Here is a 26,930-nt window from a genome sequence, read left to right as displayed (position 1 = left end):
CTAAGATGCCATCATCAGACTCTATAAGCGGGGGAGACCAACATGACCGATCTGAGCGTGGCCCAGAAGCTGCAGCCCTACAAGCCGAAAAACAAGGTGCGTTTCGTGACGGCGGCGGCCTTGTTCGACGGCCATGACGCCTCGATCAACATCATGCGGCGCATTCTGCAATCGACCGGTGCCGAAGTGATCCACATGGGTCATAACCGCTCGGTCGGCGAGATCGTCAATGCGGCGCTGCAGGAGGATGTGCAGGGCATCGCGATCACCAGCTACCAGGGCGGTCACGTCGAATTCTTCAAGTACATGATCGACCTGCTCAAGGCCAACGGTGGCGAGAACATCAAGGTCTTCGGCGGCGGCGGCGGGGTGATCGTTCCGTCCGAGATCAAGGAACTGCACGACTACGGCGTGACCCATGTGTTCTCGCCCGAGGACGGCGCCAAGTTCGGTCTGCAGGGCATGATCAACAGCGTGGTCGAGCGCTCGGATGTCGATCTGACGAACGCTGCGCCGAAGAAGGCGGACGAGGTGCTCAAGGCGCTGGCCAAGGGTGACCGCCGTGCGCTGGCCCAGATCATCACCGCGCTCGAGAACGGCGGCTACGGCGACGACGTTCGCAAGGCGATCGTCGACGCGGCGGCGAAGACCAAGGTGCCCACGCTTGGCATCACCGGTACCGGCGGTGCGGGCAAGTCCTCGCTCACCGACGAACTCGTGCGCCGCTTCCGTCTCGACCAGGACGACAGGCTCAAGCTCGCCATCGTCTCCATCGACCCCTCGCGCAAGCGCACCGGCGGCGCGCTGCTGGGAGACCGCATCCGCATGAACGCGATCGAGCACGAGAACATCTTCATGCGCTCGCTCGCCACCCGCGACACCGGCTCTGAAGTGTCCGCGGCGCTGCCCGAAGTGATCGCCGCGTGCAAGCTCGCCGGCTTCGATCTCGTTGTCGTCGAAACCTCGGGTATCGGCCAGGGCAATGCTGCGATCGTGCCCTTTGTCGACAAGTCGCTGTACGTGATGACGCCGGAGTTCGGTGCCGCCAGCCAGCTCGAGAAGATCGACATGCTCGACTTCGCCGATTTTGTCGCCATCAACAAGTTCGACCGCAAGGGTTCCGAAGACGCGCTGCGCGATGTGCGCAAGCAGTACCAGCGCAACCGCGAACTGTTCACCAGCCCGACCGAAGAGATGCCGGTATTCGGCACCATGGCCGCGCGCTTCAACGATGACGGCGTGACCGCGCTGTATCAGGCGATGCTGCCCGAGCTGATCAAGGCCGGCCTCAAGGCCAAGCCAGGCAAGCTGCCGGTGGTCACCATCCGCGCCTCCAGCCAGGGGCGTGCAATCGTGCCGGCTGAGCGCATCCGTTATCTGGCCGAGATCGCCGATACCGTGCGCGGCTACCACAAGCATGTCGAGCAGCAGGCACGTGTCGCCCGCGAGCGCCAGTCGCTGAAGATTGCCAAGTCACTGTTCGCGGAATGCGGCAAACCGGGTGAGCACTTTGACGAGCTGATCAACTGGAAGAACGGCGAACTCACGCCGGCTGCGCAGAAGCTGCTCGAACAGTGGCCGACCACCAAGGCGCTGTATGCGGCCGACGAATACGTGGTGAAGATCCGCGACAAGGAGATCCGCACCCAGCTCACGTCGCAATCGTTGTCGGGCAGCAAGATCCGCAAGGTCGCCCTGCCGAGCTTCGACGACGAAGGCGAGACGCTGAAATTCCTGATGAAGGAGAATGTTCCCGGCTCCTTCCCCTTCACCGCTGGCGTGTTTGCGTTCAAGCGCGAGGGCGAGGATCCGACCCGGATGTTTGCCGGCGAAGGCGATGCCTTCCGCACCAACCGCCGCTTCAAGCGCGTGTCCGAAGGCATGCCGGCGCACCGGCTGTCGACCGCTTTTGACTCGGTCACCCTGTACGGCTGCGACCCCGACCTGCGCCCCGACATCTACGGCAAGATCGGCAACTCCGGCGTGTCCATTGCCACGCTCGACGACATGAAGGTGTTGTACGACGGCTTCGACCTGTGCGCGCCGACCACCTCGGTGTCGATGACGATCAACGGTCCGGCGCCGATCATTCTGGCCTTCTTCTTCAATACCGCGCTCGATCAGCAGATTGCCAAGTTCAAGGTCGATAACGGCCGCGAGCCGACCGAAGACGAGTACGCCAAGATCCGTGCATGGACGCTGTCGTCGGTGCGCGGCACGGTGCAGGCCGACATCCTGAAGGAAGATCAGGGTCAGAACACCTGCATCTTCTCCACCGAGTTCGCACTCAAGATGATGGGCGACATCCAGGAGTACTTCGTTCATCACCAGGTGCAGAACTTCTACTCGGTGTCGATCTCCGGCTATCACATTGCCGAGGCTGGTGCGAACCCGATCAGCCAGCTCGCCTTCACGCTGTCGAACGGCTTCACCTACGTCGAGAGCTATCTGGCGCGCGGCATGCAGATCGACGACTTTGCGCCCAACCTGTCCTTCTTCTTCAGCAACGGCATGGATCCGGAATACTCGGTGATCGGCCGCGTCGCCCGCCGCATCTGGGCGGTGGCGATGAAGAACAAGTACGGTGCCAACGAGCGCAGCCAGAAGCTGAAGTACCACGTGCAGACCTCGGGCCGTTCGCTGCATGCGCAGGAGATGGACTTCAACGACATCCGCACCACGCTGCAGGCACTGATCGCGATCTACGACAACTGCAACAGCCTGCACACCAACGCCTACGACGAGGCGATCACCACGCCGACCGACGATTCGGTACGTCGTGCGATGGCGATCCAGCTCATCATCAACCGCGAGTGGGGCCTGGCCAAGAACGAAAACCCCAACCAGGGCGCCTTCATCATCGACGAACTCACCGATCTCGTCGAAGAAGCCGTGCTCAAGGAGTTCGAGGCCATCGCCTCGCGTGGCGGCGTGCTTGGTGCCATGGAAACCGGCTACCAGCGCGGCAAGATCCAGGAAGAGTCGCTGTACTACGAGCACAAGAAGCACGACGGCTCCTACCCGATCATCGGCGTGAATACCTTTCTCAACCCCAAGGGTCAGGCGCAGCAGGAAATCGAACTTGCGCGCTCGACCGAGGACGAGAAGCAGGGCCAGCTCAAGCGCCTGCAGGACTTCCATGCCCGCAACAAGGCCGAGGCGCCGAAGTGGCAGGCCAAGCTGCAGCAGACCGTGATCGAAAACGGCAACGTGTTCGCGGTGCTGGTCGATGCCGTGCGCTACTGCTCGCTGGGGCAGATCACCGAAGCCCTGTACAAGGTGGGCGGCCAGTACCGGCGCAGCATGTAAGCCACGGTGCGCCTTCGCACGAAGGGGTAACAGTGAAACGGCGCTTCGGCGCCGTTTTTCTTTGCCATGACTGGCTGCCAATGCGGAATTCCGCCTGTTGCAACAATTCAGTACATTGCGCAAACAGTTGCGCAAACATGCCCTGCGACACTAAGACCTGACAAAAGACCAAGGCGCCAACAGTGCGCCACATCCGGACAAGCGGAAACGCTGCGAATTCCGGGTGCGGAGACAGGCAGGATCAACCGAAGGAGGATGGGCATGTCCGATACTCACGGGCAGACGGGGCTCGACACGTTTCCACGGCTGCTGATGCAGCACGCAAAGCTGAGGCCGAACCGGCCGGCGATGCGGGAAAAGGCGTACGGCATCTGGCAAACCTATACCTGGGCGCAGGTGGCCGAGAGTGTGAGGGCCATTGCCTGCGGTCTCGCCGAACTCGGCTTCAAGCGTGGCGACCGTCTTGCCATCATCGGCGACAACCGCCCCCGCCTGTACTGGTCGGTCGCAGCCTGCCAGTGCCTCGGCGGCATTCCCGTGATGCTTTACCAGGATGCGGTGGCACAGGAAATGGCCTATGTGCTGCAGGATGCCGAGATCCGCTTTGCGGTGGTCGAGGATCAGGAGCAGGTCGACAAGATGCTCGAGATCCAGTCCGAGGTGCCGCTGCTCGAGCGTGTGATCTACGACGATGCGCGCGGCATGCGTCACTACACCCAGACCCTGCTGATGGGCCTGGACGAGTTGCAGGAAATGGGTCGCATCCATGACCGCAACCAGGGCGACTTCCTCGACGGTGAAGTCGCCAAGGGGGCGTCGGACGACATCTCCATCATGCTCTACACCTCAGGGACCACCGGCAAGCCCAAGGGCGTGTGCCAGACACACGGCGCCTTCATCGCGGCCGCCCGTGGCGGGGTGCAGTTCGACAAGCTGACGGATCAGGAAGACATCCTGTCCTACCTGCCGATGGCGTGGGTGGGCGACCACCTGTTCTCGTTTGCCCAGGCCATGCTGGCTGGCTTCACCATCAACTGCCCGGAGTCGGGCGAAACGGTGATGACCGACTTGCGCGAGATCGGGCCGACTTACTACTTTGCGCCGCCGCGCGTGTTCGAGAACCTGCTCACCCAGGTCATGATCCGGATGGAGGATGCGGGCGCTTTCAAGCGCAGGATCTTCCATCACTTCATGGACGTTTCCCGCCGCTGCGGCGCCGACATCCTCGACGGCAAGCAGGTCTCCGCAGGCGACCGCTTTCAGTACTGGCTCGGCAATCTGCTGGTGTACGGTCCGTTGAAGAACGTACTCGGCTTCAGCCGCATCCGCGTGGCCTATACCGCAGGCGCGGCCATCGGGCCCGACCTTTTCCGCTTCTATCGCTCGATCGGAGTGAACCTGAAGCAGCTCTACGGCCAGACCGAAACCTGCGCCTATGTCTGCCTGCAGCCCGATGGCGAGATCAAGCTCGACTCCGTCGGCAAGCCGGCACCCTTCGTCGAGGTCAAGCTCGCCGACAACGGCGAGATTCTGGTCAAGGGGCCGATGCTGCTCAAGACCTATTACAAGCGTCCGGATGCCACGGCCGAGTCGATCAACGCCGACGGCTACTTCATGACCGGCGATGCGGGCTTCTTCGATGAAGACGGCCACCTGAAGATCATCGATCGCGCCAAGGATGTGGGCAAGCTCAACGATGGTTCGATGTTTGCGCCGAACTATGTCGAGAACAAGCTCAAGTTCTTCCAGCACATCAAGGAAGCCGTCACCTTCGGCAACGGTCGCGATTTCGTCACTGCCTTCATCAACATCGACCTCGAAGCGGTGGGCAACTGGGCCGAAAGAAAAGGCATGGGCTATTCGGGCTATACCGACCTGGCCGCACAGGACGCTGTGTACGAGCTGATCAGGGAGGGCATTGAAGCGGTGAATGCCGACCTCGCGGCCGACCCCAAGATGAGCGGCTCGCAGATCAAGCGCTTCCTCATCCTGCACAAGGAACTCGATGCCGACGATGGCGAGCTGACGCGCACGCGCAAGGTACGCCGCAATTTCGTGGCGGAGCGCTATGAGGTGCTGATCGATGGGCTCTATGCCGGCAAGAAGTCGCAGTACATCGAGACCCAGGTGAAGTACGAAGACGGCCGCACCGGCAAGGTCAGTGCCGACCTGCGCATCGAGGACGTGAAGACTTTCACGCCGCAGGCCGCGAAGCAGGCCGCTTGAGGAGACAGGGATGATGATGAATGACATGGCGCAGGACGCTGCGACCGGGGACGGTCGCCGGATCGGAGAGGTGATTCTCGATCTGCAGCACATCTCGCTGAGCTTCGGCGGGGTGAACGCGCTGACCGATATCAGTTTCGATGTGCGCGAGCACGAAATCCGCTCGATCATCGGCCCCAACGGGGCTGGCAAGAGCTCGATGCTGAACGTGATGAACGGCGTCTACCATCCGCAGAAGGGCAACATCCTGTTCCGCGGCGAGCCGCGGCAGAAGATGGACCCGCACACCGCTGCGGCACAGGGCATTGCCCGCACCTTCCAGAACATCGCGCTGTTCAAGGGCATGAGTGTGCTCGACAACATCATGACCGGGCGCAATCTGAAGATGAAGTGCAGCCTGCTCGAACATGCGCTGTTCTGGGGCCGGGCCCAGCGCGAAGAGATCGAGCACCGCAGGAAGGTCGAGGAAGTCATCGACTTCCTCGAAATCCAGAGCATCCGCAAGACGCCGGTTGGGCGCCTCCCCTATGGCCTGCAGAAGCGGGTCGAGCTGGGCCGCGCACTGGCAGCCGAGCCCACGCTGCTGCTGCTCGATGAGCCGATGGCCGGCATGAACGTCGAGGAAAAGCAGGACATGTGCCGCTTCATTCTCGATGTAAACGACCAGTTCGGTACCACCATCGTGCTGATCGAGCACGACATGGGCGTGGTGATGGACATCTCCGACCGCGTCGTGGTGCTCGATTACGGCAAGAAGATCGGCGATGGGCCTCCGGACGAAGTCAAGAACAACGCGGATGTGATCGCGGCCTACCTCGGCACCTCGCACTGAGCCCGCCAGAACAAGAAGGACAAGGAGACAACAATGGGTTTCTTTTTCGAAGTGCTGATCGGCGGACTGCTCTCGGGGGTGCTCTACGCCCTCGTCGCCCTCGGCTTCGTGCTGATCTACAAGGCCTCGGGCGTGTTCAACTTCGCCCAGGGGGCGATGGTGTTCTTTGCCGCACTCACGTTTGTCGGCTTTCAGGAGCTGCTGCCCGGCTGGACTGGGCTGGAAGAGGGCAGCGCGGTGGTGTTCTGGCTCGCCTTCATCCTTGCCCTGGCCTCGATGATCGTGCTCGGCATCCTGACCGAGAAAGTGGTGCTGCGGCCGTTGGTCAACCAGCCGCACATCACGCTGTTCATGGCCACCATCGGCCTCACCTTTCTCGTCGAGGGCATCGCCCAGGCGATCTGGGGTGCCAACGTCCGTGCCCTGGACCTCGGCATCACCGATGAGCCGATTGAATGGATTCTCGACAGCGCGGACATGATCGTGTCCAAGTTCGACGTGTTCGCGGCAGCGCTGGCGGGCATCCTGGTGGCGGCGCTGGCCCTGTTCTTCCAATACACCAAGGTCGGACGCGCCCTGCGTGCCGTGGCCGATGATCACCAGGCGGCATTGTCGATCGGCATTCCGCTGCAGCACATCTGGGCGATCGTCTGGGGTGTGGCGGGCTTCGTCGCCCTGGTCGCCGGCCTGATCTGGGGCGCTCGCAGCGGGGTTCAGTTCGCACTGACCTTCACCGCGCTCAAGGCCTTGCCGGTGCTGATCCTGGGCGGCTTCACGTCGGTGCCGGGTGCGATCGTCGGCGGTCTGATCATCGGCGCGTCGGAGAAACTGGCCGAAGTCTATATCGGCCCCTTCGTCGGCGGCGGTATCGAGGGCTGGTTCCCTTACATGCTTGCGCTGTTCTTCCTGCTGGTGCGCCCGGAAGGTCTGTTCGGCGAGAAGCACATCGACAGGGTCTGACCGCGAAAGCCTGCCGGCGCCCGCGAGCGCCCAGGCAGGCTGTCATAACGACAAGGTTTTCGGAGACAACACATGCTTTATCGTGAAGCCGGCCAGTTCAAGGCCAGTTACAAGGAAGATCAGCAGATCCTGCCGATCCGTCAGGACAGGATCGGCATGGCGGTGATCCTCGCCATCTTCTTTCTCGCAGTGCCGATGTTCGCCAGCGAGTACTGGTTGCAGGCCATCCTGATCCCGGTGCTGATCTTCTCGCTTGCCGCGATCGGTCTCAACATCCTCACCGGCTATGCCGGGCAGCTGTCGCTGGGCTCGGCTGCGTTCATGGCGGTAGGGGCGTTCGGTGCGTACAACTTCATGCTGCGTATCGACGGCATGCCCTTCATCGTGGCACTTATCCTCGGTGGTCTGTGTGCGGCACTGGTCGGCGTCGCGTTCGGCCTGCCCAGTCTGCGCATCAAGGGCTTCTACCTGGCAGTGGCGACGCTTGCTGCGCAGTTCTTCATCGTCTGGGCGCTGGTGAAGTTCTCGTGGTTCTCCAACTACTCGTCCTCGGGCGTGATCTCCGCACAGGAAGTGAATATCCTCGGCGTCGCCTTCAATACACCGATCCTCAAGTATCTGCTGACGCTTTCCATCGTCGTCGTGCTGGCGCTGCTGGCCAAGAATCTGGTGAGGTCTGCGACGGGCCGGCGCTGGATGGCGGTGCGCGACATGGACGTGGCTGCCGAAGTGATCGGCATCCGTCCGATGCGCGCCAAGCTCAGTGCCTTTGCCGTGTCGTCGTTCTACTGCGGTGTGGCCGGCGCTCTCTACGCCTACACCTATCTGGGGACGGTGGAGCCCGAAGGCTTTAACCTCGACCTGTCGTTCAAGATCCTGTTCATGATCATCATCGGAGGCGTGGGCTCGATTCTGGGTTCTTTCCTGGGCGCCGCGTTCATCGTGCTGCTGCCGATTTTCCTGAACGTCTTCATGCACACGATCTTTGCGGGAAACCTGCCTGCCGGCCTCGGCTCGAACCTTGAGCTGATCGTCTTCGGCGGACTGATCATCTTCTTCCTGATCGTCGAACCGCACGGCCTGGCGCGTTTGTGGACCCTGGCCAAGGACAAGTTGCGCCTGTGGCCGTTCCCGCACTGAGCATATTCGAGCATCAGGCCGACGCTGCCGCGTCGGCCGGTTTCAAGGCAGTACCAAGCAGCACCACACACATAAGAGAGGAGACACTCATGAAACTGAAGCAATCCGCACTCATCGGCGCCGCCATCGCAGGTCTGCTCGTGAGCGGCTATGCCGCCGCGCAGGAACAGTTCATCGGTCTGCCGAGCTATCGCGTCGGCCCCTATGGTTCCAACGGCGCCTCGCTGTATGGCGGCTGGATCGATTACATGGCCATGGTCAACGCCCGTGACGGCGGTGTAAACGGCGTCAAGCTGACCTGGGAAGAATGCGAAACCGAATACAACAACGCCCGTGGCGTCGAGTGCTACGAGCGCCTGAAGAACAAGGGGCCGACCGGTAACTCGGTGTTCCAGCCGCTGTCGACCGGCATCACGTACTCGGTGCTGGAGAAGGTCGAGCAGGACAAGATTCCGATGGTCACCATCGGCTACGGCCGCACCGACGCTGCCGACGGCAGCGTGTTCCCGTGGGTGTTCCCGATGGTCACGACCTACTGGTCGCAGGCTTCGGCCATCGTGAACTACATCGGCACCAAGGCCGGTGGCATGGACAAGCTCAAGGGCAAGAAGATCGGCCTGCTGTATCACGACTCGGCCTATGGCAAGGAGTCGCACGCCATCATGGACAAGCTCGCCGAAAAGCATGGCTTCGAAGTGCAGAAGGTGGCCGTTGCCCACCCGGGTAACGAGCAGCAGGCCCAGTGGCTGCAGATTCGCCAGCAGAAGCCCGACTACGTGATCCTGTGGGGCTGGGGCGTGATGAACGCGACCGCACTGCGCACCGCTGCCAAGACCGGCTATTCGCGCGACAAGGTCATCGGTGTGTGGTGGGCGGGCTCGGAAGAAGACGCGATCCCGGCGGGCGATGCCGCCAAGGGCTTCGTGGCTGCCGGTTTCAACGTGGCAGGCGCCAACTATCCCGTGATCAAGGACATCCAGACCAACGTCTACGCCAAGAACGCCGGCAACATGGAAGACAAGGAGCGCGTCGGCAGTGTGCTCTACAACCGTGGTGTGGTGCACGGCATCATCACCGTCGAGGCCATCCGCACTGCCCAGGAGAAATTCGGCAAGGGCAAGCCGATGACCGGTGAGCAGATGCGCTGGGGCTTCGAGAACCTCAACCTCGATACCAAGCGCCTCGCCGCTCTGGGTGCCGCCGGCTTCATGCCTGACCTCAAGATCAGCTGCAAGGATCACGAGGGCGCAGGCAAGGTCAAGTTCCAGCAGTGGGACGGCGCCAAGTGGAACGTCGTGACCGACTGGGTCGAAGCCGACAAGCCTCTGGTGCGCGGCATGATCGAAGAGTCGGCTGCGGCCTACGCCAAGGAAAAGGGCATCACCCCGCGCGACTGCTCCAAGGAGATGTAAGTCGCGCACGCTTCCAGGCCGCCTGGCGGCCTGGAAGGCAGACAAGCCGCCCGGCAGCCGCCTGGCGGTGCAGGCTCCCCGCGCAAGCGGGGGTCTGCAGGGCGCTTGTATGGTCCGTACGAGCATCCTGCAGACCCTCTGCCGGCAAGACCGGGGAGGTGGGACGGAGACACAAGGCAAAAACCATGACTAATGCAGCCACCGCAAACGCCGCCAGCGCGGCGCCCTACCTCAGCATCAACAACGTCGAGGTGATCTACGATCACGTCATTCTCGTGCTCAAGGGCGTGTCCCTGCAGGTCGAGAAGGGCAGCATCGTGGCCCTGCTCGGTGCCAACGGCGCGGGCAAGTCGACCACGCTGAAGTCGATCTCGAACCTGCTCGGTGCAGAGCGCGGAGATGTCACCAAGGGCAGCATCGAGTTCAAGGGCCAGCGCGTCGACCAGATGACACCGAACGATCTGGTCAAGCGTGGCGTGATCCAGGTGATGGAGGGCCGTCACTGCTTCGGCCATCTGACCATCGAGGAGAACCTGCTGACCGGTGCCTACACCCGGAGCATCTCGCGCGCCGAACTCAAGGACAGCCTGGAGAAGGTCTATCACTACTTCCCCCGCCTCAAGACCCGGCGTTCGTCGCAGGCCGGCTACACCTCGGGCGGAGAGCAGCAGATGTGTGCCATCGGTCGCGCACTGATGGCCAAGCCGGAAATGATCCTGCTCGACGAGCCGTCGATGGGCCTGGCGCCGCAGATCGTCGAAGAGATCTTCGAGATCGTGAAGGACCTCAACAGCAAGGAGCAGGTCAGCTTTCTGCTCGCCGAGCAGAACACCATGGTCGCACTGAGGTATGCCGACTTCGGTTACATCATGGAGAACGGCCGCATCGTGATGGAAGGCGCTGCCAGCGAGCTCGCCACCAACGAGGACGTGAAAGAGTTCTATCTCGGCCTCGCAGGCGAGGGGCGCAAGAGTTTCCGTGACGTCAAACACTATCGCCGCCGCAAGCGCTGGCTCAGCTGAACCCATCCAGACCCGACCATACGCCTTCGCCCGCTTGCGGCCGAGCCTTGTCAGGCCGCCGGGTTTACTCATATTCAGGATCCACGCATGAGCCATTACGATGACAGAGAGATTCGCGATCCGGCAGAGCGCGAGCGCGACCTGTTCGCGCGGCTGCCTGCGCAGATCGCTCACGCACAATCCGGTGCTCCCGCTTTCGCGGCGAGCCTCAAGGGGATCGACCCGGCAACGGTGACGAGTCGCGAGGCGCTCGCCCGGCTGCCGGTGATCCGCAAGTCCGAACTGCTCGAGCAGCAGAAGTGCGCCAGGCCCTTCGGCGGTTTTTCCGCGGTGCGCTGGGGTTCGGCCTGCAAGCGCGTGTTTTCGTCACCCGGGCCGCTGTACGAACCGGAGGGCGCACGCCCCGACTATTACAGGCTGGCACGCGCACTGTATGCGGCGGGCTTTCGCGAAGGCGACCTGGTGCACAACACGTTCGCCTACCACTTCACCCCGGCGGGGTCGATGATGGAAACGGCGGCCCATGCGCTTGGCTGCACCGTGTTTCCCGCCGGCGTCGGGCAGACGGAACTGCAGCTTGCTGCAATGGCCGACCTGCAGCCGAATGCCTACGTCGGGACACCGTCGTTCCTGCGCATCCTGCTCGACAAGGCCGATGAGGTCGGGGTCAAGCCCACATTCACCAAGGCCTTCGTCTCGGGAGAAGCTTTTCCGCCGAGCATTCGCGATGCCTTTGCCGCGCGCGGCGTTCGCGCCAGCCAGGCCTATGCCACCGCCGACATCGGCCTGATCGCGTACGAGACGCCGGGTGGTGAGGGCATGGTGGTCGGTGAGGACATCGTGCTCGAGGTCGTTCGACCCGGCACCGGCGATCCGGTGCCTGACGGCGAAGTCGGCGAGGTGGTGGTGACGACCCTGAATCCGGACTATCCGCTGATCCGTTTCGGCACCGGCGACCTGTCGGCAATCATGCCCGGCATGTCCGCCTGTGGCCGCACCAACGTCCGCATCAGGGGCTGGATGGGGCGGGCGGATCAGACCACCAAGGTGAAGGGCATGTTCGTCCATCCAGGGCAGATTGCCGACGTCGTCCGGCGCCATCCTGAGATCGGCCGGGGGCGGCTGGTGGTCGACAACCCGGGGCTCAACGACCGCATGACCCTGCACTGTGAGAGCTCGGTCGGCGGTGATACGCTTGCTGCGAGCATTGCTGCGAGCATTCGCGAACTGACCAAGCTGCGCGGCGAGGTGAGCTTCTGTGCGCCCGGCAGTCTGGCCAATGATGGCAAGCTCATCGACGATATTCGCAAGTACGACTAGTACTGCACCCGATGTTGTGTGTGGGCAGCTTCGGCCCGGCGATGCCGGGCCGATTTTTTTGGCGCCCGGGCGCTTGGCCCGGCCCTTCCCGTTTTCGCTTTAGCCGAGTTCCGCCATGCAAACTCAACCGCTGTCCGGTCTGCGCATCCTCGACCTCACCCGGCTTCTGCCCGGCCCGCTGGCAACCCAGCATCTGGCTGACTACGGCGCCGAGGTCATCAAGATCGAGGATACTGGTGCGGGCGATTACGCCCGCACGATGGGGGCGATGGCCGGCGACAGCAGCTATTTCTACCAAGTGGTCAATCGCAACAAGCAGAGCTTGCGCCTCGACCTCAAACAGGAGGCTGGCCGGGCGCTGTTCCTGCGTCTGGTGGAGACGGCCGATGCGGTGGTCGAAGGCTTTCGGCCCGGGGTCATGGACAAGCTCGGACTCGGCTATGCGCAACTGGCCGCAATCAATCCGCGCCTGGTGTTCTGCAGCATCACCGGTTACGGGCAGACCGGGCCCTATGCGCTCAGGGCGGGGCACGACATCAACTATATCGGCTACGCCGGCGTGCTCGACCAGACTGGTGCGGCCGGGGGCGCGCCGGCGATCTCAAATCTGCAGATCGGCGATCTGCTGGGCGGGACGATGGCGGCCGTGGTCGGCATGCTGGTCGCGCTGCTCGAAGCGCGCAACAGCGGGCGTGGCCGTCACGTCGATGTGGCAATGACCGATGCCGCGCTCGCGCACGCAATCTTTCCGCTGGTCGAGGTGTTGGCGCGGGGCGCAGTCCGTCCGCGCGGAGAGGATCTGCTCACCGGGGGTGTGCCGTGCTACGGCGTGTATGAAACCGCAGATGGCCGCCATATGGCGGTCGGTGCGCTGGAGGAAAAGTTCTGGCACTTGCTGTGCGATGCACTCGACAGGCCAGATCTCAAGCCGGCCCATCTCGATACCGGGGCTGCCGGCGCTGCTGCACGCAAGGCGCTGTCGGCGATCTTTCGCAGTCGCAGACAGTGCGACTGGGCGGCTCTGTTCGACAGGATCGATTGCTGCGTGACCCCGGTGCTGCGCCTCGAGGAGAGTATGGCGAACCCGCAGGTGCAGGCGCGCGGCATGGTGGTGGAGGTTGGTGGCGTGCGCCAGTTCGGCCCGCCGGTGAAGTTGTCCGGCCATGTGCCGCCCACTCCGTCGCCCGCACCGGGCGCCGGTGCAGATACCGACGCGCTGCTGTCGGGTCTGGGGCTGGATATCGAGGAAATCCGCCGCCTGCGAGACGCAGGCGTGATCTGAAGCCTGAAACGGCCTGCAGCGAGCAGCTTACTTTTCAGCCGCCTTGCGCCGTGGGCGAGGCTTGCTTTCGGTCGGCTTGTCGTCCTCGGTCTCGGTGCTTGCCGGCGTAGCGGCCTGGGACATCATGCTCCACGGCCACATTGCGGCGGCGGAGGCAAAGGGGTTCTCCCCGCTGGATGCCTGATCGCTGCTTTCGCGCGCCTGCTGGCTCATGGCCTTCACTGCGGCGAGTGTTGCGCGCTGCATGTCCAGACCCTGGATCGAGATCTGCAGCATGTTCAGGTTCATCTTCAGCCAACCCTCGACCGCCCGCATGTCGGCGATGCGTTTGTCGAGTTCGTCAACGTCCAGCGTCGGCGTCACCATGCCGGGCAGGTTGAAACCCATGTTGCTCCACATGCCGCGCACGAATTCGAGCGGGTCTCGTGCTGCCTGATCGTTTGACATTTCTTGTTCTCCCGGTTGAGCCACTTTTTCATGGTAACCGATGCTTATGCATTAGCGCATGGCGCACAGCAGCATCGGTATTAACGCAGCTTAGTTGTTGCCGATGAGCCGGTGAATGAGCGCGCGCAGGCGAGCCGGTCGCACGGGCTTGTGCAGCAGGGGGATACCGGCCTGCTGCGCGAGCCGCAGGGTTTCGGTGCCGGTGTCGCCGCTGATGAGAATGGCGGGCAGTCCCGGTCCGAGTTTGCCGCGTGCAGCATGGATGACGTCGATGCCGTGGTGCTCGCCGTGCAGGCGGAAATCGCTGATCATCAGGTCGAGGGGAGAGGTGCTGAGCGTCATCATCTTGAGCAGGACGTCGGGTGATTCGGCGGACATCATCCGGCATCCCCAGGAGCGCAGCAGGCTTTCCATGCCGGCGCGCGCGAGGGGGTCGTCGTCGACGAGCGCGACGTGCAGTCCCTTCAGATCCCCCGGCGCGCGGGCGTGAGCGGAAAGTTCAGGTTCATGCTCCGGGGCTGCGGACTGCATTTCGATTGCAAACACCGATCCGCGGCCAGGGGCCGAGTTCAGTTTGAGGGCGTGACCCAGCAGTGCTGCAAGGCGGCGTACGATTGCGAGTCCCAGCCCGAGTCCCTTGACCCGCGCACGCTCCGCATTGTCGAGCTGGATGAACTCCTGAAAGATGATGTCCTGAGACTCTTTCGGGATACCAACCCCACTGTCGCGTACCTCGACGCGCACCTTGTCGCCGCGTTTGCGGCAGGCGATCAGAATGCTGCCGCTGGCCGTGTAACGGATGGCATTGCTCACGAGGTTGGTGATGATGCGCTCGAACAGCACCGGGTCGGTGTAGGTCCAGTAACTCGTCGGGCGTGCCTTCAGGCGCAGTTCGCGCTCTTCGGCTGCCGGTCGTTGCTCGGCGGCAATGCGTTCGATGACTGGCTGAAGCGCAAACGGTCGCGGATTGGGTTGGAGCACCCCGGCGTCGAGCTTGGAGATGTCGAGCAGACTGTCGAGCAGGTTGTCCATGGCTTCCGCGGAAGCGGCAATGCGCTGCACGAGACGGCGACTCTCGGGCGCATGCGTGTGCTGCGCAAGCTCCGACACGAACAGGCCCAGTGCGTGCATCGGCTGACGCAGGTCGTGACTGGCTGCTGCCAGAAAGCGTGACTTGGCCAGATTGGCGCGTTCCGCTTCGTCCTTGCGTGCGCGCATCTCGGAAGTGGCCTCTTCGACCTTGCGCACCAGTTCGTCATGCGCGCCGGCCAGGCGTTCAGCCATCTCGTTTACGCCTTCGGCCAGCGTGGCGAGGCTGCCGCCGCCGAGGACGGGGACGCGTTCATGCAGTTGCCCCTGTCCGATCCGCGCCACGGTCTCTGCCACCTCGCGGATGGGCACGCTGACGCCCCGGCTGAGTCGTGTCGCCAGCAGGATGCTGCCGATCATCACCAGCAGCGCCGAGCCTGCTGTGGTCCAGAGCAGATCGTCGCGCTGACGCTGCAGGCGGCGCAGCGAGATCTCCACCACGACGCTGCCCATTGGCTCTTCGCCCAACTGTGCGGCCACGCCAGGGGTGATGGCCGCAAAGCCGTCGTCGAGCTCAAGGCGGCTGGGACGGATTGGCTCGATCAGACGCAGGGTCGGCCCCTTGACCAGGCGCATGGGGGCGCTTACCGGGCCCGCCGGCAAGGGCGGAAGCTGACCATCGAGTATGCCGCTGCGGGCGAGAATTTCGCCCGCGTTATTAACGATACTGATGCCGGCGATGTCGTCTTCGGACAGCACGGCACCGGTAATCTGCTGCAGCGCATCGCGGTTGCCGGAGAAAACCGCGTACTCGCTCGCCGCCGCCAGCTGACGGGCGACGGCCCGGCCCCGCGCGCTCAGGGCGTCGTCGAGGTCGGACAGACGGGAGCGCGTCGAGTACACGGTCAGTACCACCGCCAGTACGAGTACCGGCAGCACGGCTGCCAGCATTACCCGTGCGCGGATGCCCCAGTGCCTGGTCATCTGCCTCCGGCCTCCTGACGGGCGAGCGCAGCGGTCAGCGACGGGGCACTGTCGAGCGCGATGCCAAGGGAGCGGGCGACGTTGGTATTGACCGCGACCTCGAACGCCTTCGGCGCCTGCTTCGGGGGCAGCGATTGCCCGTCCAGCAGACGCAGGATCATGTCGGCGGTCTGCTGACCAATCTGGGCCGGCGTCGAATACAGGCCCAGCAATGCGCCGGCGCGCACGTAGGCTGCGGAAAAGCCAAGGACGGGAGAACGATGGCGGTAGGCGGTCAGGAGCACGTTCTGCACGGTATAGCCGTTGAAAATTCGTGAGTCTGGTGTGACGATCAGCACTGCCGGTTCTCGCAGCACACTTTGCAGCGCAGGGAAGAGCTCGCGTTCGGTACTGACGGTGGCTTCTCTCACCTCGAAGTGCGCGGCTTTTGCCGCAGTCGTCAGCTGCCGTTGCGCCGGCCCGGACTCTGGCCCGGCAAGCAGCGCGACACGCCGCCAGTCCGGCAGGGCCAATTCTAGCAGTGCCACCTGACGCGCTGCGGGTTGATCCAGCACGACCGCCGGCGGACGACCAGCGCGGTCCGGCTGAGTCGGGAGCCCTTGCCACGCACTCTCCGACAAAAGGCTGTGAACGACCGGCTGGGTTAGCTGGCTGTCGGCCACGACATGCGCTGCGCTCGAGCCAAGACTGACGACGACGCTGGCGTCGGCGAAGCGGGTCGTTGAGGTGGCTGAAATATCGATCGCGTTGACCTGCAGGCCGGGCAGGGGGGTCTGCAGGCCGCTCCTGATCGCTGCAAGGGTCTCGTGATGCGTGTCATCGGTCGTGCGCATGACGACGACGATCTGCCCTCCTGCACGTGCATGGCCTCCTGCCAGTATCAGCGCGGCGGCAAGCGGCCAGAGCAGTGCGCCAGACGGTCGCATCGGGACTCAGTGCGCCATGCGCAGGCTTGCGTGTGAGACGGGCCCGGGTTTCTGGTGTCGCAGATCGCCTGTGTCGTGAGATCCGGCTGCCGGGCCGGTGAACGCAAGCGCATTGCACGCTTGATCGGGCTGGAAGCGGCTGGCGGATCGGAGTCCGGCGGGTGTCATCGCGTTGAACGCTCCTGCATGGCCGGGTTCGCGAGCCCGCATGCGTTCGGCCTCGGGATCGGGCCCAGGCTGAAAAGTGTAGCGTGGCAATGTGTTCGTCACCGCTTCGTTGCGACGCATGTCGATATGGCGCTCGAACGGTAGCAGATTGCGGCGGGGCTTGTCTTTGGCAGCGCACAAGGTCCGGCCGTCTCCGAGAGGGGTGGTGAGGCCAACGCGTGGTCGTTCCAGTGCATCATCCGCGCGGCTGCGTTTTGCAATTGCACCAATGCTTGCGAGAAGTTCCGGGGTGAGGCGCCATTGGATGTATCCAGAAAGTCGGGTCGAGCGGTACGCCAGTGCCTTGTTGCGGGCAAAGAACGGCGGCGATGAGAGCCTTTTCTTCACGGAAAGCCGTCCTACAGGGGAGGTCTGCCGTGCGTCAGGTTTGCAGGGTGCTCAAGTGCCTTGCCATCCCGTGCGATATCTGTGTCATAGATGTTATCAGCATGGGCAGAAGCCGGGAATAGACTGGCAGCTGCACGTTTGCCAATGTTGTTTGCCGCCGTGGCAATGATCGCGAGTGACTGCCTGGCGGCCGCTGATGGTGCCGCACCGGAGGCCGGGCACGCGACGGACCTGTTTACGGATGGCGCGCCTGCGCGAGGCGTGGACCATGTCGCGATCGATGAAGACCGCCGCGCACGGTACGTTCCGCGCCGTCCAGGGCAGGCGGGCGGCGGACAGGTCGATCGGAGGCGCGTCGAGGAAGTTCGCGCCGGAGATCTCGCCTTCAGTCGTGTGAGCAGGCATCATTGACGGGACCGGTCAGTACGCCCGCACCGATTTCAGAACGTTTTGCACTTTCATTGCCCGGGCATCATGAAGATCGGAATACTGCGCAGCGTATCCGGCATCGCGTCTCGCCGGTTTTTTTGCTGCAGAGACAGAGGAAAAACCAATGGCAACGCCGCTGTGATATGCTCTGCGCATTCTACGCCTCGATGAAAGTGATTTATGGAGCCCCTTGTGATCAAGATACTCATCGTTGAGGATCACGCGCTTGTGCGTGAGGCCGTAGCGCAGACGTTGTCGCGTCTTCAGGAGGGTGTCGAGTGCGTTGAAGCCAAGGGTGCGGACGATGCACTGGCGAAGCTGGAAGCTTCGTCCGACTGGGATCTGGCGGTCATCGATCTGATGCTGCCCGACATGAACGGCTTTTCCCTGCTGGCCGTTCTCGCCAAGCGCTTCCCCGATGTGCCGGCCATCGTGGTTTCGGCGATGGATGACGAGGCCTCGGTGCGGCGTGCCATCAAGGGCGGCGCTTCCGGCTTCGTGTCCAAGTCCAGTTCCGGCGAAGAAATGCTGCAGGCTGTCAGGGTGGTGCTCGCCGGTGGCGTGCATACGCCGGACACGACCGATCGCGCCCCCGGGCGCCGTTCAGGAGCGCCGGTCAGCGAGCGTTTCGGACTGACCGCCGCGCAGACCCGCGTGCTCGAACTGCTTGCCCAGGGCAAGACCAACCGCGAGATCGCTGATCTCCTCGGTCTTTCCGAAGGCACGGTCAAGGTGCATATGTCAGCGATTTTTCGTGCATTGGGTGTCTCCAACCGTGCCCAGGCGCTGGTCGTGATTTCGCGCCACGGCACCCGGCTCTAAGCCTCCCCGTTCTGCCGCAGCGCAGATGCGACTTTCCCGCCCGACGCTCCCCCGCGCGGGAAGGGAGCGGAGCATCGCGGATTTCAGCAGATCAGGCGCGAATTCCGTGCGTCAGTGGGGGCGACGTGATGTCACATTGAGCCGCATCGGCATCTCGGCGGGGGGCAGCCGGTCCGCCGTCCCGGTTTCACCCCGCATTTCGCAGGCGTCGCCAACGTCGATCTCAAGGACTTCAAGTACCTGACGTGCAACCGCGCGACAGGCGTTTGCCAGCGGCGTCGGAAGCTGGTCGGGCACCTGCTTCTGCAGCAGCAGCTTGGATGCGGACAGCGCGCCCACCGGATTCAGGATGCGGTGGCGATAGGTATTCATCAGGTGTGCCACATTGCGGTCGGCGGCGTCGCGTTGCCAGGCGTTGCTCGGCCACTGTGACGGCACGGCGTAGGCGCGCGGAAACATTTCCAGATCCCGGATCACGGTACGGATGTCCTCATGCGATTCGCGAAAGGGCAGCAGCACGATGTCGGAAAGCGCATATAGCTTGCGGTCCATCTCGGTGCGGTTGCCGCCGCCGTCGATGATGCCGATCCAGTCGTCGAGCATGCGCAGTTTGTCGACCACCTTGGTCAGTGCGTCGCGGGTGCGGGCGTCGGCCGTGATGTAGCGCCTCCCTTCGGGGGAGAGCGGTTCGCGGGATGTGTCGGTCAGCACGCAGGCGGAGCGATGCCCCAGCAGTCCGAGTCCCTGACACAGCATGTGTGAGAGCGTCGTCTTGCCGGTGCCGCCCTTGTTGCCGATCACGCAGATGATCTCAGCCATGAATCCATTCCTCAGCTCAAGGCAAGGGGTTGCCGTACGCTTGCATTATTTCGCTTTTGCAAGCAGAGGCAGGCGTGAATAAGCGGCGATTCGTCAGGCTAATTCCGCGCTTTCGCCGGCTTGATGCGATAGACGAGCAGACGGGTTCCGCGGCGATCGTCTACTTCGATGATGCGTTCGGGTTCCTGGCCCGGAATCGCAAAGCTGTTGCTGACCAGCATGCTGCCCGCAGGCATCTCCCGGCTCGCCTTCTGCCACACCGCGGACATCGGCACCGGGGAGAGGAAAGCATACACCACGTCCTGCCCCCGCCACGAGCGAGCGAAGAAGTCGCCGCGGCACCAGTCGAGATTGGCAATGCCCCGGCCCAGCAGCCAGCCGAGCGCCCAGGGCGCGGGCGCGCTCTCGATCCCGGTGAAATGGCAGTCCGGGCGCAGTCGCGCGAGTACCCGCAGCAGCGACCCGGTACCGCTGCCAATGTCCAGCACCTGCAGCGGGCGCTCCGCAGACAGCAAGGCTGCAAACGCAGCCGCGGTCTTTCTGTTGCTCAGGTATAGCGGCACCTGGGTGCGGAAGCTGCTCCAGTAGATCAGCGCCAGCAAGGTGAATGCGGCCAGGTACCAGGCCGGAGCGAGGTCGATGCGCAGCGCGATGACGGCCAGTGGAGTGAACGCGAGATGGATGGGCAGCCACCAGCGCGCACTGCGCAGCAAGGCCGCGCCCAGCGTGGCGCCAAGTGCCTGCGCGATGAGCAGTGGCCACAGGCCCGGTGGCAGGACACCTGCGCGACCCAGCAGGTAGGCGATCAACCAGCCCGCGATCTGGGCGACAAGGGCTTTGAGGGCAGGAGGCATTGGGCGCTGCGCGATGAAGGGTGGCTGGCATCATAGCGAAGAGGCCGGGGATGCGCGAAATCCTGCCTGCCGGTGTCCGGTGTGCCGCCCTCGCCGGCGTGGCTCGCCCCTCGGGATGAGCCACGCCGGCACGGCCTGCGTTCAGGCCACGCGGGCTGTGCCGGTCGTGCTGCGCCAGCGTGCGAGCAACTGCTCGCGCTTCAGTGCCGCAGCTTCCATGTTGCGCATCTTGACGTGGCCATAGCCGCGGATGCTCTGCGGCAAGGCGGCGATCTCCTGCGCCAGCGCAAGCCGGCTGTAGCTCAGGGTGTCGAGCAGCTCTCCGATGTCCTGCTCGTACTGGGTGATGAGCGCGCGCTCGGCGCGACGTTCTGCGGTGTGGCCGAACACGTCCCAGCGCGTGCCGCGCAGCCCCTTGAGCTTTGTCACCATGCCGAACACGCGCATCATGCCCGCGCCGAAAGCCTTCTTCGGAATGCGTCCGGTGAGCGGGTCGAGGCGCGACACGAGTGGCGGGGCGAGGTGGAAGCGGACCTCGAAATCACCTTCGAAGCTGGCGTTGACCTTGTCCCAGAACGCCGGCTCGGTGAACAGGCGGGCAACCTCGTATTCATCCTTGTAGGCCAGCAGCTTGAAGTAGTTGTGGGCGACGGTTTCTGCCAGCCGGGTGCTGCCACGGCCTGCGCGTCTCTCCTCGGTTTCGCGCACGCGCTCGACCAGCAGGCGATAGCGCGCTGCGTAGGCTGCGTCCTGATAGGCGGTCAGGAATTCGGTGCGGCGTTCGATCAGCGCATCCAGACCGGGGGGACGGATCGGGATCGCGGGCTCGGGGTGGGCGAAGCGCTGAACTGCGGCAAGGTCGTGGGCAGCGCGGCGGCCCCACAGGAAGGCCTTGCGGTTCATGTCGAGCGCCACGCCGTTGAGTTCGATCGCGCTCATCAGGGCCGCATGCGATACCGGGACCATGCCCTTCTGCCAGGCAAAGCCGAGCAGGAATAGGTTGGTGGCGATGGCGTCACCCATCAGGGCGGTGGCCAGGCCTTGTGCGTCCAGGAAGTCGACGTTCGCGTCGCCGACCGCTTCGCGTATCGCCGCCTGCATTTTCTCGAGCGGGAACTGCCAGTCCGGGTTGTGGGTGAAATCCGATGTCGGGGTCTCGGACACATTGACCACCGCACGGGTGCGCTGGTTCGACATCTTTGCCAGCGCCTCGACGCTGGCGCTGACCACCATGTCGCCGCCAATCACCGCGCTCGCCTCGCCAGCCGCGATCCGCACCGCATGCAGGTCGTCAGGATGATCGGCAAGGCGGATGTGGCTGAAGACCGAGCCGCCTTTCTGCGCCAGCCCGGTCATGTCGAGCACGGTCACACCCTTGCCGTCGAGATGGGCGGCCATGCCGATCAGGGCGCCGATGGTGACCACGCCGGTGCCGCCCACGCCGGTCACCATGATGCCGAAGGGGCGGGCGGTGTCCGGCAGAACGGGCGCGGGCAGCGCGGCGAAGTGCGATTCATCGGCCTGCAGGGCGCTGCCCTTGCGCACCTTGCCGCCTTCTATGGTGATGAAGCTCGGACAGAAGCCGTTGAGACAGGAGTAGTCCTTGTTGCACGAGGACTGATCGATCGCGCGCTTGCGCCCGAACTCGGTCTCGACCGGGACGATGGACATGCAGTTCGATTGCTCGCCGCAGTCGCCGCAGCCCTCGCACACCGCCTCGTTGATGAACACCCTGCGCGCGGGGTCGGGGAAGGTGCCGCGCTTCCTGCGCCGGCGCTTCTCGGCGGCACAGGTCTGATCGTAGATCAGCGCGGTGACCCCGCCGGATGCGCGCAGCTCGCGCTGAATGGCGTCGAGCTCGTCGCGGTGGCGAATCGGCACATGCGGGATGTCGGACGGGCCGTATGCGCGCGCCGTGCCGTCGGTGACGACGACGATGTTGTGCACCCCTTCGGCCTGCAGCTGGCTGACGATTCTCGGCACCGACAGTTCGCCGTCGTGCGGCTGTCCGCCGGTCATGGCGACCGCGTCGTTGTAAAGAATCTTGTAGGTGATGTTCACCTTCGCCGCGACCGCCTGGCGGATGGCGAGCAGGCCGGAGTGGAAATAGGTGCCGTCGCCCAGATTGGCAAAGATGTGCTGCTCGCTGGTGAAGGGCGCCTGGCCCACCCAGGGCACGCCTTCGCCACCCATCTGGGTGAAGGTCCCGGTGCGGCGCTCGGGCATCCAGGTCACCATGTAGTGACAGCCGATGCCGGCCAGCGCGCGGCTGCCTTCCGGCACATGGGTCGAGGTGTTGTGCGGGCAGCCGGAGCAGAAGGTCGGTACGCGGTCGATCGAGAACAGCCGCTCGGACAGCGACTTTTCCTTGGCCTGGAGAAAGGCGAGCCGGGCCTGAATCCGGTCCGAGGTGAAGAAGCGCTCGATGCGCCCTGCAATGACGCGCGCGATCATCGCCGGGGTCAGCTCGCCAGCGGCCGGCAGCAGCCAGTCGCCGTGATCGACCGTGCCGTCGCTGCGGCCGATGTGCGCCCATTCGCCTTTCTCGTCGAACTTGCCGATCACGCGCGGGCGGACGTCTTCGCGCCAGTTGTAGAGCTCTTCCTTGAGCTGGTACTCGAGCAGCTGGCGCTTCTCCTCGATCACCAGGATCTCTTCCAGGCCGGCCGCGAACTGACGCACGCCATCGGCCTCGAGCGGCCACACCATGCCCACCTTGTACAGGCGGATGCCAATTTCGGCTGCCAGCGCTTCGTCGATGCCGAGGTCGTCGAAGGCTTGGCGCACATCAAGATAGCTCTTGCCGCTGGTGATGATGCCGAGCCGTGCGTCGGGGCTGTCGATGATGACCCGGTTCAGCCGGTTGGCTCTGGCGTAGGCCAGTGCAGCGTAGAGCTTCTGGTTGAGCAGGCGTTTTTCCTGCACCAGCGGGGGGTCGGGCCAGCGGATGTTGAGCCCGTCGGCCGGAAGGGCGAAATCTTCCGGAATCACCACCTGCACCCGGCCCGGATCAACGTCGACCGAGGCCGAGGTTTCAACCGTGTCGGCCAGGGCCTTGAACGCCACCCAGCAACCCGAGTAGCGCGACAGCGCATAGCCATGCACGCCGAAGTCGATGTATTCCTGCACGCCGGCCGGCGCGAGCACCGGCATCATCATCGACTTGAAGAAGTGGTCGGTCTGATGCGGCAGCGTGGACGACTTGGCCGCATGGTCGTCGCCGGCAATGGCCAGCACCCCACCGTGCCTGGACGAACCTGCCGCATTGCCATGGCGAAACACGTCGCCGCTGCGATCCACGCCTGGCCCCTTGCCGTACCACATCGCGAACACGCCTTCGTACTTCGCCTGTGGCGACAGGTTGACCTGCTGCGATCCCCACACTGCGGTGGCTGCAAGGTCTTCGTTGACGCCGGGCTGGAACACGATGTCGTGGCTGGCGAGGTGCTTCTTCGCTTTCCACAGGGTCTGGTCGAGGCCGCCCAGCGGCGATCCGCGGTAGCCGGACACGAAGCCGGCGGTGTTGAGTCCGGCGGCGCGGTCGCGTTCCTTCTGGATCATCAGCAGGCGCACCAGCGCCTGGTAGCCGGTCAGATAGACGCGGCCGGAAACGAGGGTGTATTTGTCTTCCAGGCTGGGTTTGTGCGTACTGCCCAGCGGATCTGCTTCGGCCATGAGGGACTCCCGCCAAAAATCGTATTCCTGGAGTACTGCACCTCACTTCGCCCGTCCGCCTTGTGGGCGGATGGGGGGGAGGAGACTTCAGGTTAGTCGCCCGCAATGGGCGACTCAATCCTTGGATACCCTAACCGGCCAGGCAGTTCAGGCCGGTGGCAGGATCTTGCCCGGGTTGAGCAGGTTGTCGGGGTCGAGCGCCTGCTTGACCATGCGCATGGCGTCGATGGCGGCGCTGCCGTGCTCTTCGAGCAGGAAGGCCTGCTTGCCGATGCCGATGCCGTGCTCGCCGGTGCAGGTGCCGCCGAGCGCGAGGGCGCGCTGCACGATCTTGTTGTTGAGCGCCTCTGCACGCGCGATTTCGACCTCGTCAGCCGGGTCGACAAGGATGATGGTGTGGAAATTGCCGTCGCCGACGTGACCGACGATGGGGGCGATGAAGCCCGAGGCTTCGATGTCGTCGCGGGTGCCGGCGATGCATTCGGCCAGCTTCGAGATCGGCACGCACACGTCGGTGGTTACGCCGCGACTGCCGGGGCGCAGGTTCAGGCTGGCGAAATACACGTCGTGGCGGGCGGCCCACAGGCGGGTGCGGTCTTCCGGACGGCTGGCCCAGTCGAAGGCGAGACCGCCGTTGTCATTGGCGATTTCCTGCACCGTCTGTGCCTGCTCCTCCACGCTTGCCGGTGAGCCGTGGAATTCGAAGAACAGCATCGGCGATTCGTGCAGCGTGGTCTTGCTGTAGCGGTTGATCGCCTGCACGGTGAGGGCATCCACCAGTTCGATACGCGCCACCGGCACCCCGAGCTGAATGGTCTGGATCACGGTGTTGACGGCGCTGACGATGTCGGGGAAGGCGCAGGTGGCCGCCGACACCGCTTCCGGCAGCGGATGCAGGCGCACGGTGAGTTCGGTGGTGATCGCCAGCGTGCCTTCGGAGCCAACCAGCAGATGGGTAAGGTCGTAGCCGGCGGACGACTTGCGTGCGCGGCTCCCGGTGCGGATCACGCGACCGTCGGCCATGACGGCGGTCATGCCGAGCACGTTTTCGCGCATGGTGCCGTAGCGCACGGCATTGGTGCCCGAGGCGCGGGTGGCGGCCATGCCGCCGATGCTGGCGTCGGCGCCCGGATCGATGGGGAAGAACAGGCCCGTGCCGTGAAGCTCGGCATTGAGCTGCTTGCGGGTGACGCCGGGCTGGACGAGGACGTCCATGTCTTCGGTGTTGATGGCGAGAACGCGGTTCATCTCCGAGAAGTCGATGCAGATGCCGCCGTGGATGGCGAGGATGTGGCCTTCGAGCGAACTGCCGACGCCAAAGGGAATGATCGGCACGGCGTGCTCGCGACAGGCCTCGACGATGGCGACGACGTCTTCGGTGCTGTGCGCAAACACCACTGCGTCGGGCAGGGCGTCGGGGAAATGCGATTCGTCGTGGCCGTGGTGGGCGCGCACGCCTTCGGAGGTGCTGAAGCGGGTGCCGAAGCGCTCGGTCAGGGTGTCGATGAAGGCTTGCGGAAGTGGCTTGCGAAAGGTGTGGGGCGCGTTCATGTTCGTCTCGCTGACAGTCAGCCCCTGATTATCGGCTTTTGTGCGCCTCAATCAAATCCTCACGGCCGATCTGAAGCTGCCGGATCTGGCTTTGCGTGCTGTGCTGCGACCGAATCGATGCTTAAATAACGGCCCCATTCAGGCGACTCTGATGATGAACTCCCAAAGTGCGAGCGTACCGGCTGCTGACCCGAGTGACACTGGCGACCGCCGGATACCGGTGACCGTGCTCACCGGCTTTCTCGGTGCAGGCAAGACCACCTTGCTCAACCACCTGCTGCGCCAGCCCGAGATGGACGGTGCCGCGGTGCTGATCAACGAGTTTGGCGAGATTGGCGTCGATCATCATCTGGTGGAGAAGGTCGACGAATCCATCGTCCTGCTCGACTCGGGCTGCATCTGCTGCAGCGTGCAGGGCGATCTGGTGAAGGCGCTCAAGGGCATCTTCATGCGTGCCCTGCGCAAGGAGATCCCGCCAGTGCGGCGGGTGCTGATCGAGACCACCGGCCTGGCCGATCCGGTGCCGGTTGTGCATACCCTCATGGAAGAGCCCTTCATCGCCGAGCGTTACCGCTGTGACGGGGTGATCACCGCGGTCGACGTCACGCATGCGCTGGCGCAGCTCGGCGCGCACCGCGAGGCCGTGCGTCAGGTGGCGATGGCCGACCGCCTGCTGCTGACCAAGACGGATCTGGCAGACGAGGCTGTGCGGGCAGAGGTGGCAGCCCGATTGTCGGTGCTCAACCCGGGGGCGCAGCAGGTTTCCGTGTCGGGCGGTGTTGTCGCGCCCGATGTGGTGTTCGGCTGTGGCCTGTATGACGCCAGCGGCAAGGCGCCGGATGTCGCCGCATGGCTGGGCGAAGAGCGCGTGCAGCGCCAGCGCGCCCTTGCGCCCGCTACTTCAGGGCCCGCTGCATGGCGCAAACCGGGGCGCGTCGCCACTGCGCCTGCGATACCGCGCCACGATGCGGGTGTAAGCAGTTTCGTGCTGTGCTTTGCCGAGCCACTCAGCTGGTTCAGCTTTTCCGATGCGCTCGGCTTGCTGCTGCAGGTGTATGGCGAGCGCATTCTGCGTATCAAGGGCATGCTCAACGTCGTCGGCGATCCGCAACCCCGCATCCTGCAGTGCGTGCAACATTCGGTTTATCCGCCCACCAGCCTGGCGGCCTGGCCGGATACGCCGCCCTGCAACGACCGCAAGAGCCGGCTGGTGTTCATCGTGCGCGACCTCGGGCGGGACGACGTGGCCGACATGCTGTTCAGCATCGGCGGTATTGCGGCCGAGCCGGAGCCTCGCACTGCGGCTTGAGTCGCCGGCGAGCGCCCGGCAGCGTTG

The 26,930-nt window shown here is 64.1% G+C and carries 20 protein-coding genes; 11 read left to right on the top strand and 9 right to left on the bottom strand.

Annotated elements, in window-relative coordinates:
- Window positions 1-42 precede the first annotated feature (42 nt).
- From icmF to CEW83_RS12735, 9 genes are all read left to right on the top strand, one after another.
- A complete protein-coding gene (icmF, locus tag CEW83_RS12775; protein WP_108949685.1) occupies window positions 43-3,309 on the top strand; it encodes a fused isobutyryl-CoA mutase/GTPase IcmF in 3,267 nt (1,088 codons plus the stop codon).
- 261 nt (window positions 3,310-3,570) lie between these two features.
- Complete coding sequence (locus CEW83_RS12770; RefSeq protein WP_199915111.1) at window positions 3,571-5,535, top strand: AMP-dependent synthetase/ligase; 1,965 nt, start codon at window positions 3,571-3,573, stop codon at window positions 5,533-5,535.
- A 10-nt stretch (window positions 5,536-5,545) separates the two neighbouring features.
- On the top strand, window positions 5,546-6,367 hold the full coding sequence (locus tag CEW83_RS12765) for an ABC transporter ATP-binding protein (RefSeq protein ID WP_108949683.1): 822 nt from the start codon (window positions 5,546-5,548) through the stop codon (window positions 6,365-6,367).
- Between the two features lie 33 nt (window positions 6,368-6,400).
- Window positions 6,401-7,327 (top strand): branched-chain amino acid ABC transporter permease, encoded by a 927-nt coding sequence (locus CEW83_RS12760; RefSeq protein WP_108949682.1) that lies wholly within the window; start codon window positions 6,401-6,403, stop codon window positions 7,325-7,327.
- Between the two features lie 72 nt (window positions 7,328-7,399).
- A complete protein-coding gene (locus CEW83_RS12755; RefSeq protein ID WP_108949681.1) occupies window positions 7,400-8,467 on the top strand; it encodes a branched-chain amino acid ABC transporter permease in 1,068 nt (355 codons plus the stop codon).
- A gap of 89 nt (window positions 8,468-8,556) precedes the next feature.
- Window positions 8,557-9,879 carry an ABC transporter substrate-binding protein gene (locus CEW83_RS12750; protein ID WP_108951389.1) on the top strand — a complete coding sequence of 441 codons (1,323 nt, stop codon included), beginning with the start codon at window positions 8,557-8,559 and terminating at the stop codon, window positions 9,877-9,879.
- Window positions 9,880-10,064: 185 nt separating this feature from the next.
- The gene (locus CEW83_RS12745; protein WP_108951388.1) at window positions 10,065-10,901 is read left to right on the top strand and encodes an ABC transporter ATP-binding protein; all 837 of its coding nucleotides are present in this window, start codon (window positions 10,065-10,067) and stop codon (window positions 10,899-10,901) included.
- An 87-nt stretch (window positions 10,902-10,988) separates the two neighbouring features.
- Window positions 10,989-12,221 carry a phenylacetate--CoA ligase family protein gene (locus tag CEW83_RS12740; protein WP_108949680.1) on the top strand — a complete coding sequence of 411 codons (1,233 nt, stop codon included), beginning with the start codon at window positions 10,989-10,991 and terminating at the stop codon, window positions 12,219-12,221.
- Between the two features lie 115 nt (window positions 12,222-12,336).
- Window positions 12,337-13,503 (top strand): CaiB/BaiF CoA transferase family protein, encoded by a 1,167-nt coding sequence (locus CEW83_RS12735; protein WP_108949679.1) that lies wholly within the window; start codon window positions 12,337-12,339, stop codon window positions 13,501-13,503.
- A gap of 27 nt (window positions 13,504-13,530) precedes the next feature.
- Here CEW83_RS12735 and CEW83_RS12730 read toward each other — a convergent pair whose 3' ends face one another.
- From CEW83_RS12730 to CEW83_RS21055, 5 genes are all read right to left on the bottom strand, one after another.
- Window positions 13,531-13,950 carry a PhaM family polyhydroxyalkanoate granule multifunctional regulatory protein gene (locus CEW83_RS12730; RefSeq protein ID WP_108949678.1) on the bottom strand — a complete coding sequence of 140 codons (420 nt, stop codon included), beginning with the start codon at window positions 13,948-13,950 and terminating at the stop codon, window positions 13,531-13,533.
- Window positions 13,951-14,040: 90 nt separating this feature from the next.
- Window positions 14,041-15,963 carry a response regulator gene (locus CEW83_RS12725; RefSeq protein ID WP_108949677.1) on the bottom strand — a complete coding sequence of 641 codons (1,923 nt, stop codon included), beginning with the start codon at window positions 15,961-15,963 and terminating at the stop codon, window positions 14,041-14,043.
- Window positions 15,960-16,889: an ABC transporter substrate-binding protein gene (locus CEW83_RS12720; RefSeq protein ID WP_108949676.1), complete on the bottom strand. Its 930-nt coding sequence runs from the start codon at window positions 16,887-16,889 to the stop codon at window positions 15,960-15,962. The genes CEW83_RS12725 and CEW83_RS12720 overlap by 4 nt, the downstream gene beginning before the upstream one ends.
- Before the next feature lie 6 nt (window positions 16,890-16,895).
- Complete coding sequence (locus tag CEW83_RS12715) at window positions 16,896-17,444, bottom strand: hypothetical protein (RefSeq protein ID WP_108949675.1); 549 nt, start codon at window positions 17,442-17,444, stop codon at window positions 16,896-16,898.
- Between the two features lie 96 nt (window positions 17,445-17,540).
- Window positions 17,541-17,852 carry a hypothetical protein gene (locus CEW83_RS21055; RefSeq protein WP_159099454.1) on the bottom strand — a complete coding sequence of 104 codons (312 nt, stop codon included), beginning with the start codon at window positions 17,850-17,852 and terminating at the stop codon, window positions 17,541-17,543.
- 213 nt (window positions 17,853-18,065) lie between these two features.
- Between CEW83_RS21055 and CEW83_RS12705 the strand changes: the two genes are divergently transcribed.
- A complete protein-coding gene (locus tag CEW83_RS12705; protein WP_108951387.1) occupies window positions 18,066-18,695 on the top strand; it encodes a response regulator transcription factor in 630 nt (209 codons plus the stop codon).
- 111 nt (window positions 18,696-18,806) lie between these two features.
- Here CEW83_RS12705 and CEW83_RS12700 read toward each other — a convergent pair whose 3' ends face one another.
- The 4 genes from CEW83_RS12700 to CEW83_RS12685 form a co-directional block, all read right to left on the bottom strand.
- Window positions 18,807-19,514: a ParA family protein gene (locus tag CEW83_RS12700; RefSeq protein ID WP_108949673.1), complete on the bottom strand. Its 708-nt coding sequence runs from the start codon at window positions 19,512-19,514 to the stop codon at window positions 18,807-18,809.
- 98 nt (window positions 19,515-19,612) lie between these two features.
- Complete coding sequence (locus tag CEW83_RS12695) at window positions 19,613-20,368, bottom strand: class I SAM-dependent methyltransferase (protein ID WP_108949672.1); 756 nt, start codon at window positions 20,366-20,368, stop codon at window positions 19,613-19,615.
- 141 nt (window positions 20,369-20,509) lie between these two features.
- Window positions 20,510-24,043, bottom strand: coding sequence for an indolepyruvate ferredoxin oxidoreductase family protein (locus CEW83_RS12690; RefSeq protein ID WP_108949671.1), 3,534 nt, complete (start codon window positions 24,041-24,043; stop codon window positions 20,510-20,512).
- A 147-nt stretch (window positions 24,044-24,190) separates the two neighbouring features.
- Entirely contained in the window at window positions 24,191-25,594 is a 1,404-nt protein-coding gene (locus CEW83_RS12685; RefSeq protein WP_108949670.1) for an FAD-binding oxidoreductase, read from the bottom strand.
- 151 nt (window positions 25,595-25,745) lie between these two features.
- Here CEW83_RS12685 and CEW83_RS12680 point away from each other — a divergent pair, with 151 nt between their 5' ends.
- Window positions 25,746-26,903 carry a CobW family GTP-binding protein gene (locus CEW83_RS12680; RefSeq protein WP_420094078.1) on the top strand — a complete coding sequence of 386 codons (1,158 nt, stop codon included), beginning with the start codon at window positions 25,746-25,748 and terminating at the stop codon, window positions 26,901-26,903.
- Window positions 26,904-26,930: the final 27 nt, after the last annotated feature.

The sequence above is a fragment of the Parazoarcus communis genome, from assembly GCF_003111645.1.
Lineage (GTDB): Bacteria > Pseudomonadota > Gammaproteobacteria > Burkholderiales > Rhodocyclaceae > Parazoarcus > Parazoarcus communis_A.
This window is presented reverse-complemented; position numbering and strand designations above follow the sequence as displayed.

Coding starts and splice junctions, on each gene's coding strand:
- icmF (WP_108949685.1), top strand. CDS start 43: ATGACCGATCTGAGCGTGGCCCAGAAGCTGCAGCCCTACAAGCCGAAA.
- CEW83_RS12770 (WP_199915111.1), top strand. CDS start 3,571: ATGTCCGATACTCACGGGCAGACGGGGCTCGACACGTTTCCACGGCTG.
- CEW83_RS12765 (WP_108949683.1), top strand. CDS start 5,546: ATGATGATGAATGACATGGCGCAGGACGCTGCGACCGGGGACGGTCGC.
- CEW83_RS12760 (WP_108949682.1), top strand. CDS start 6,401: ATGGGTTTCTTTTTCGAAGTGCTGATCGGCGGACTGCTCTCGGGGGTG.
- CEW83_RS12755 (WP_108949681.1), top strand. CDS start 7,400: ATGCTTTATCGTGAAGCCGGCCAGTTCAAGGCCAGTTACAAGGAAGAT.
- CEW83_RS12750 (WP_108951389.1), top strand. CDS start 8,557: ATGAAACTGAAGCAATCCGCACTCATCGGCGCCGCCATCGCAGGTCTG.
- CEW83_RS12745 (WP_108951388.1), top strand. CDS start 10,065: ATGACTAATGCAGCCACCGCAAACGCCGCCAGCGCGGCGCCCTACCTC.
- CEW83_RS12740 (WP_108949680.1), top strand. CDS start 10,989: ATGAGCCATTACGATGACAGAGAGATTCGCGATCCGGCAGAGCGCGAG.
- CEW83_RS12735 (WP_108949679.1), top strand. CDS start 12,337: ATGCAAACTCAACCGCTGTCCGGTCTGCGCATCCTCGACCTCACCCGG.
- CEW83_RS12730 (WP_108949678.1), bottom strand. CDS start 13,950: ATGTCAAACGATCAGGCAGCACGAGACCCGCTCGAATTCGTGCGCGGC.
- CEW83_RS12725 (WP_108949677.1), bottom strand. CDS start 15,963: ATGACCAGGCACTGGGGCATCCGCGCACGGGTAATGCTGGCAGCCGTG.
- CEW83_RS12720 (WP_108949676.1), bottom strand. CDS start 16,889: ATGCGACCGTCTGGCGCACTGCTCTGGCCGCTTGCCGCCGCGCTGATA.
- CEW83_RS21055 (WP_159099454.1), bottom strand. CDS start 17,852: ATGATGCCTGCTCACACGACTGAAGGCGAGATCTCCGGCGCGAACTTC.
- CEW83_RS12700 (WP_108949673.1), bottom strand. CDS start 19,514: ATGGCTGAGATCATCTGCGTGATCGGCAACAAGGGCGGCACCGGCAAG.
- CEW83_RS12695 (WP_108949672.1), bottom strand. CDS start 20,368: ATGCCTCCTGCCCTCAAAGCCCTTGTCGCCCAGATCGCGGGCTGGTTG.
- CEW83_RS12690 (WP_108949671.1), bottom strand. CDS start 24,043: ATGGCCGAAGCAGATCCGCTGGGCAGTACGCACAAACCCAGCCTGGAA.
- CEW83_RS12685 (WP_108949670.1), bottom strand. CDS start 25,594: ATGAACGCGCCCCACACCTTTCGCAAGCCACTTCCGCAAGCCTTCATC.
- CEW83_RS12680 (WP_420094078.1), top strand. CDS start 25,746: ATGATGAACTCCCAAAGTGCGAGCGTACCGGCTGCTGACCCGAGTGAC.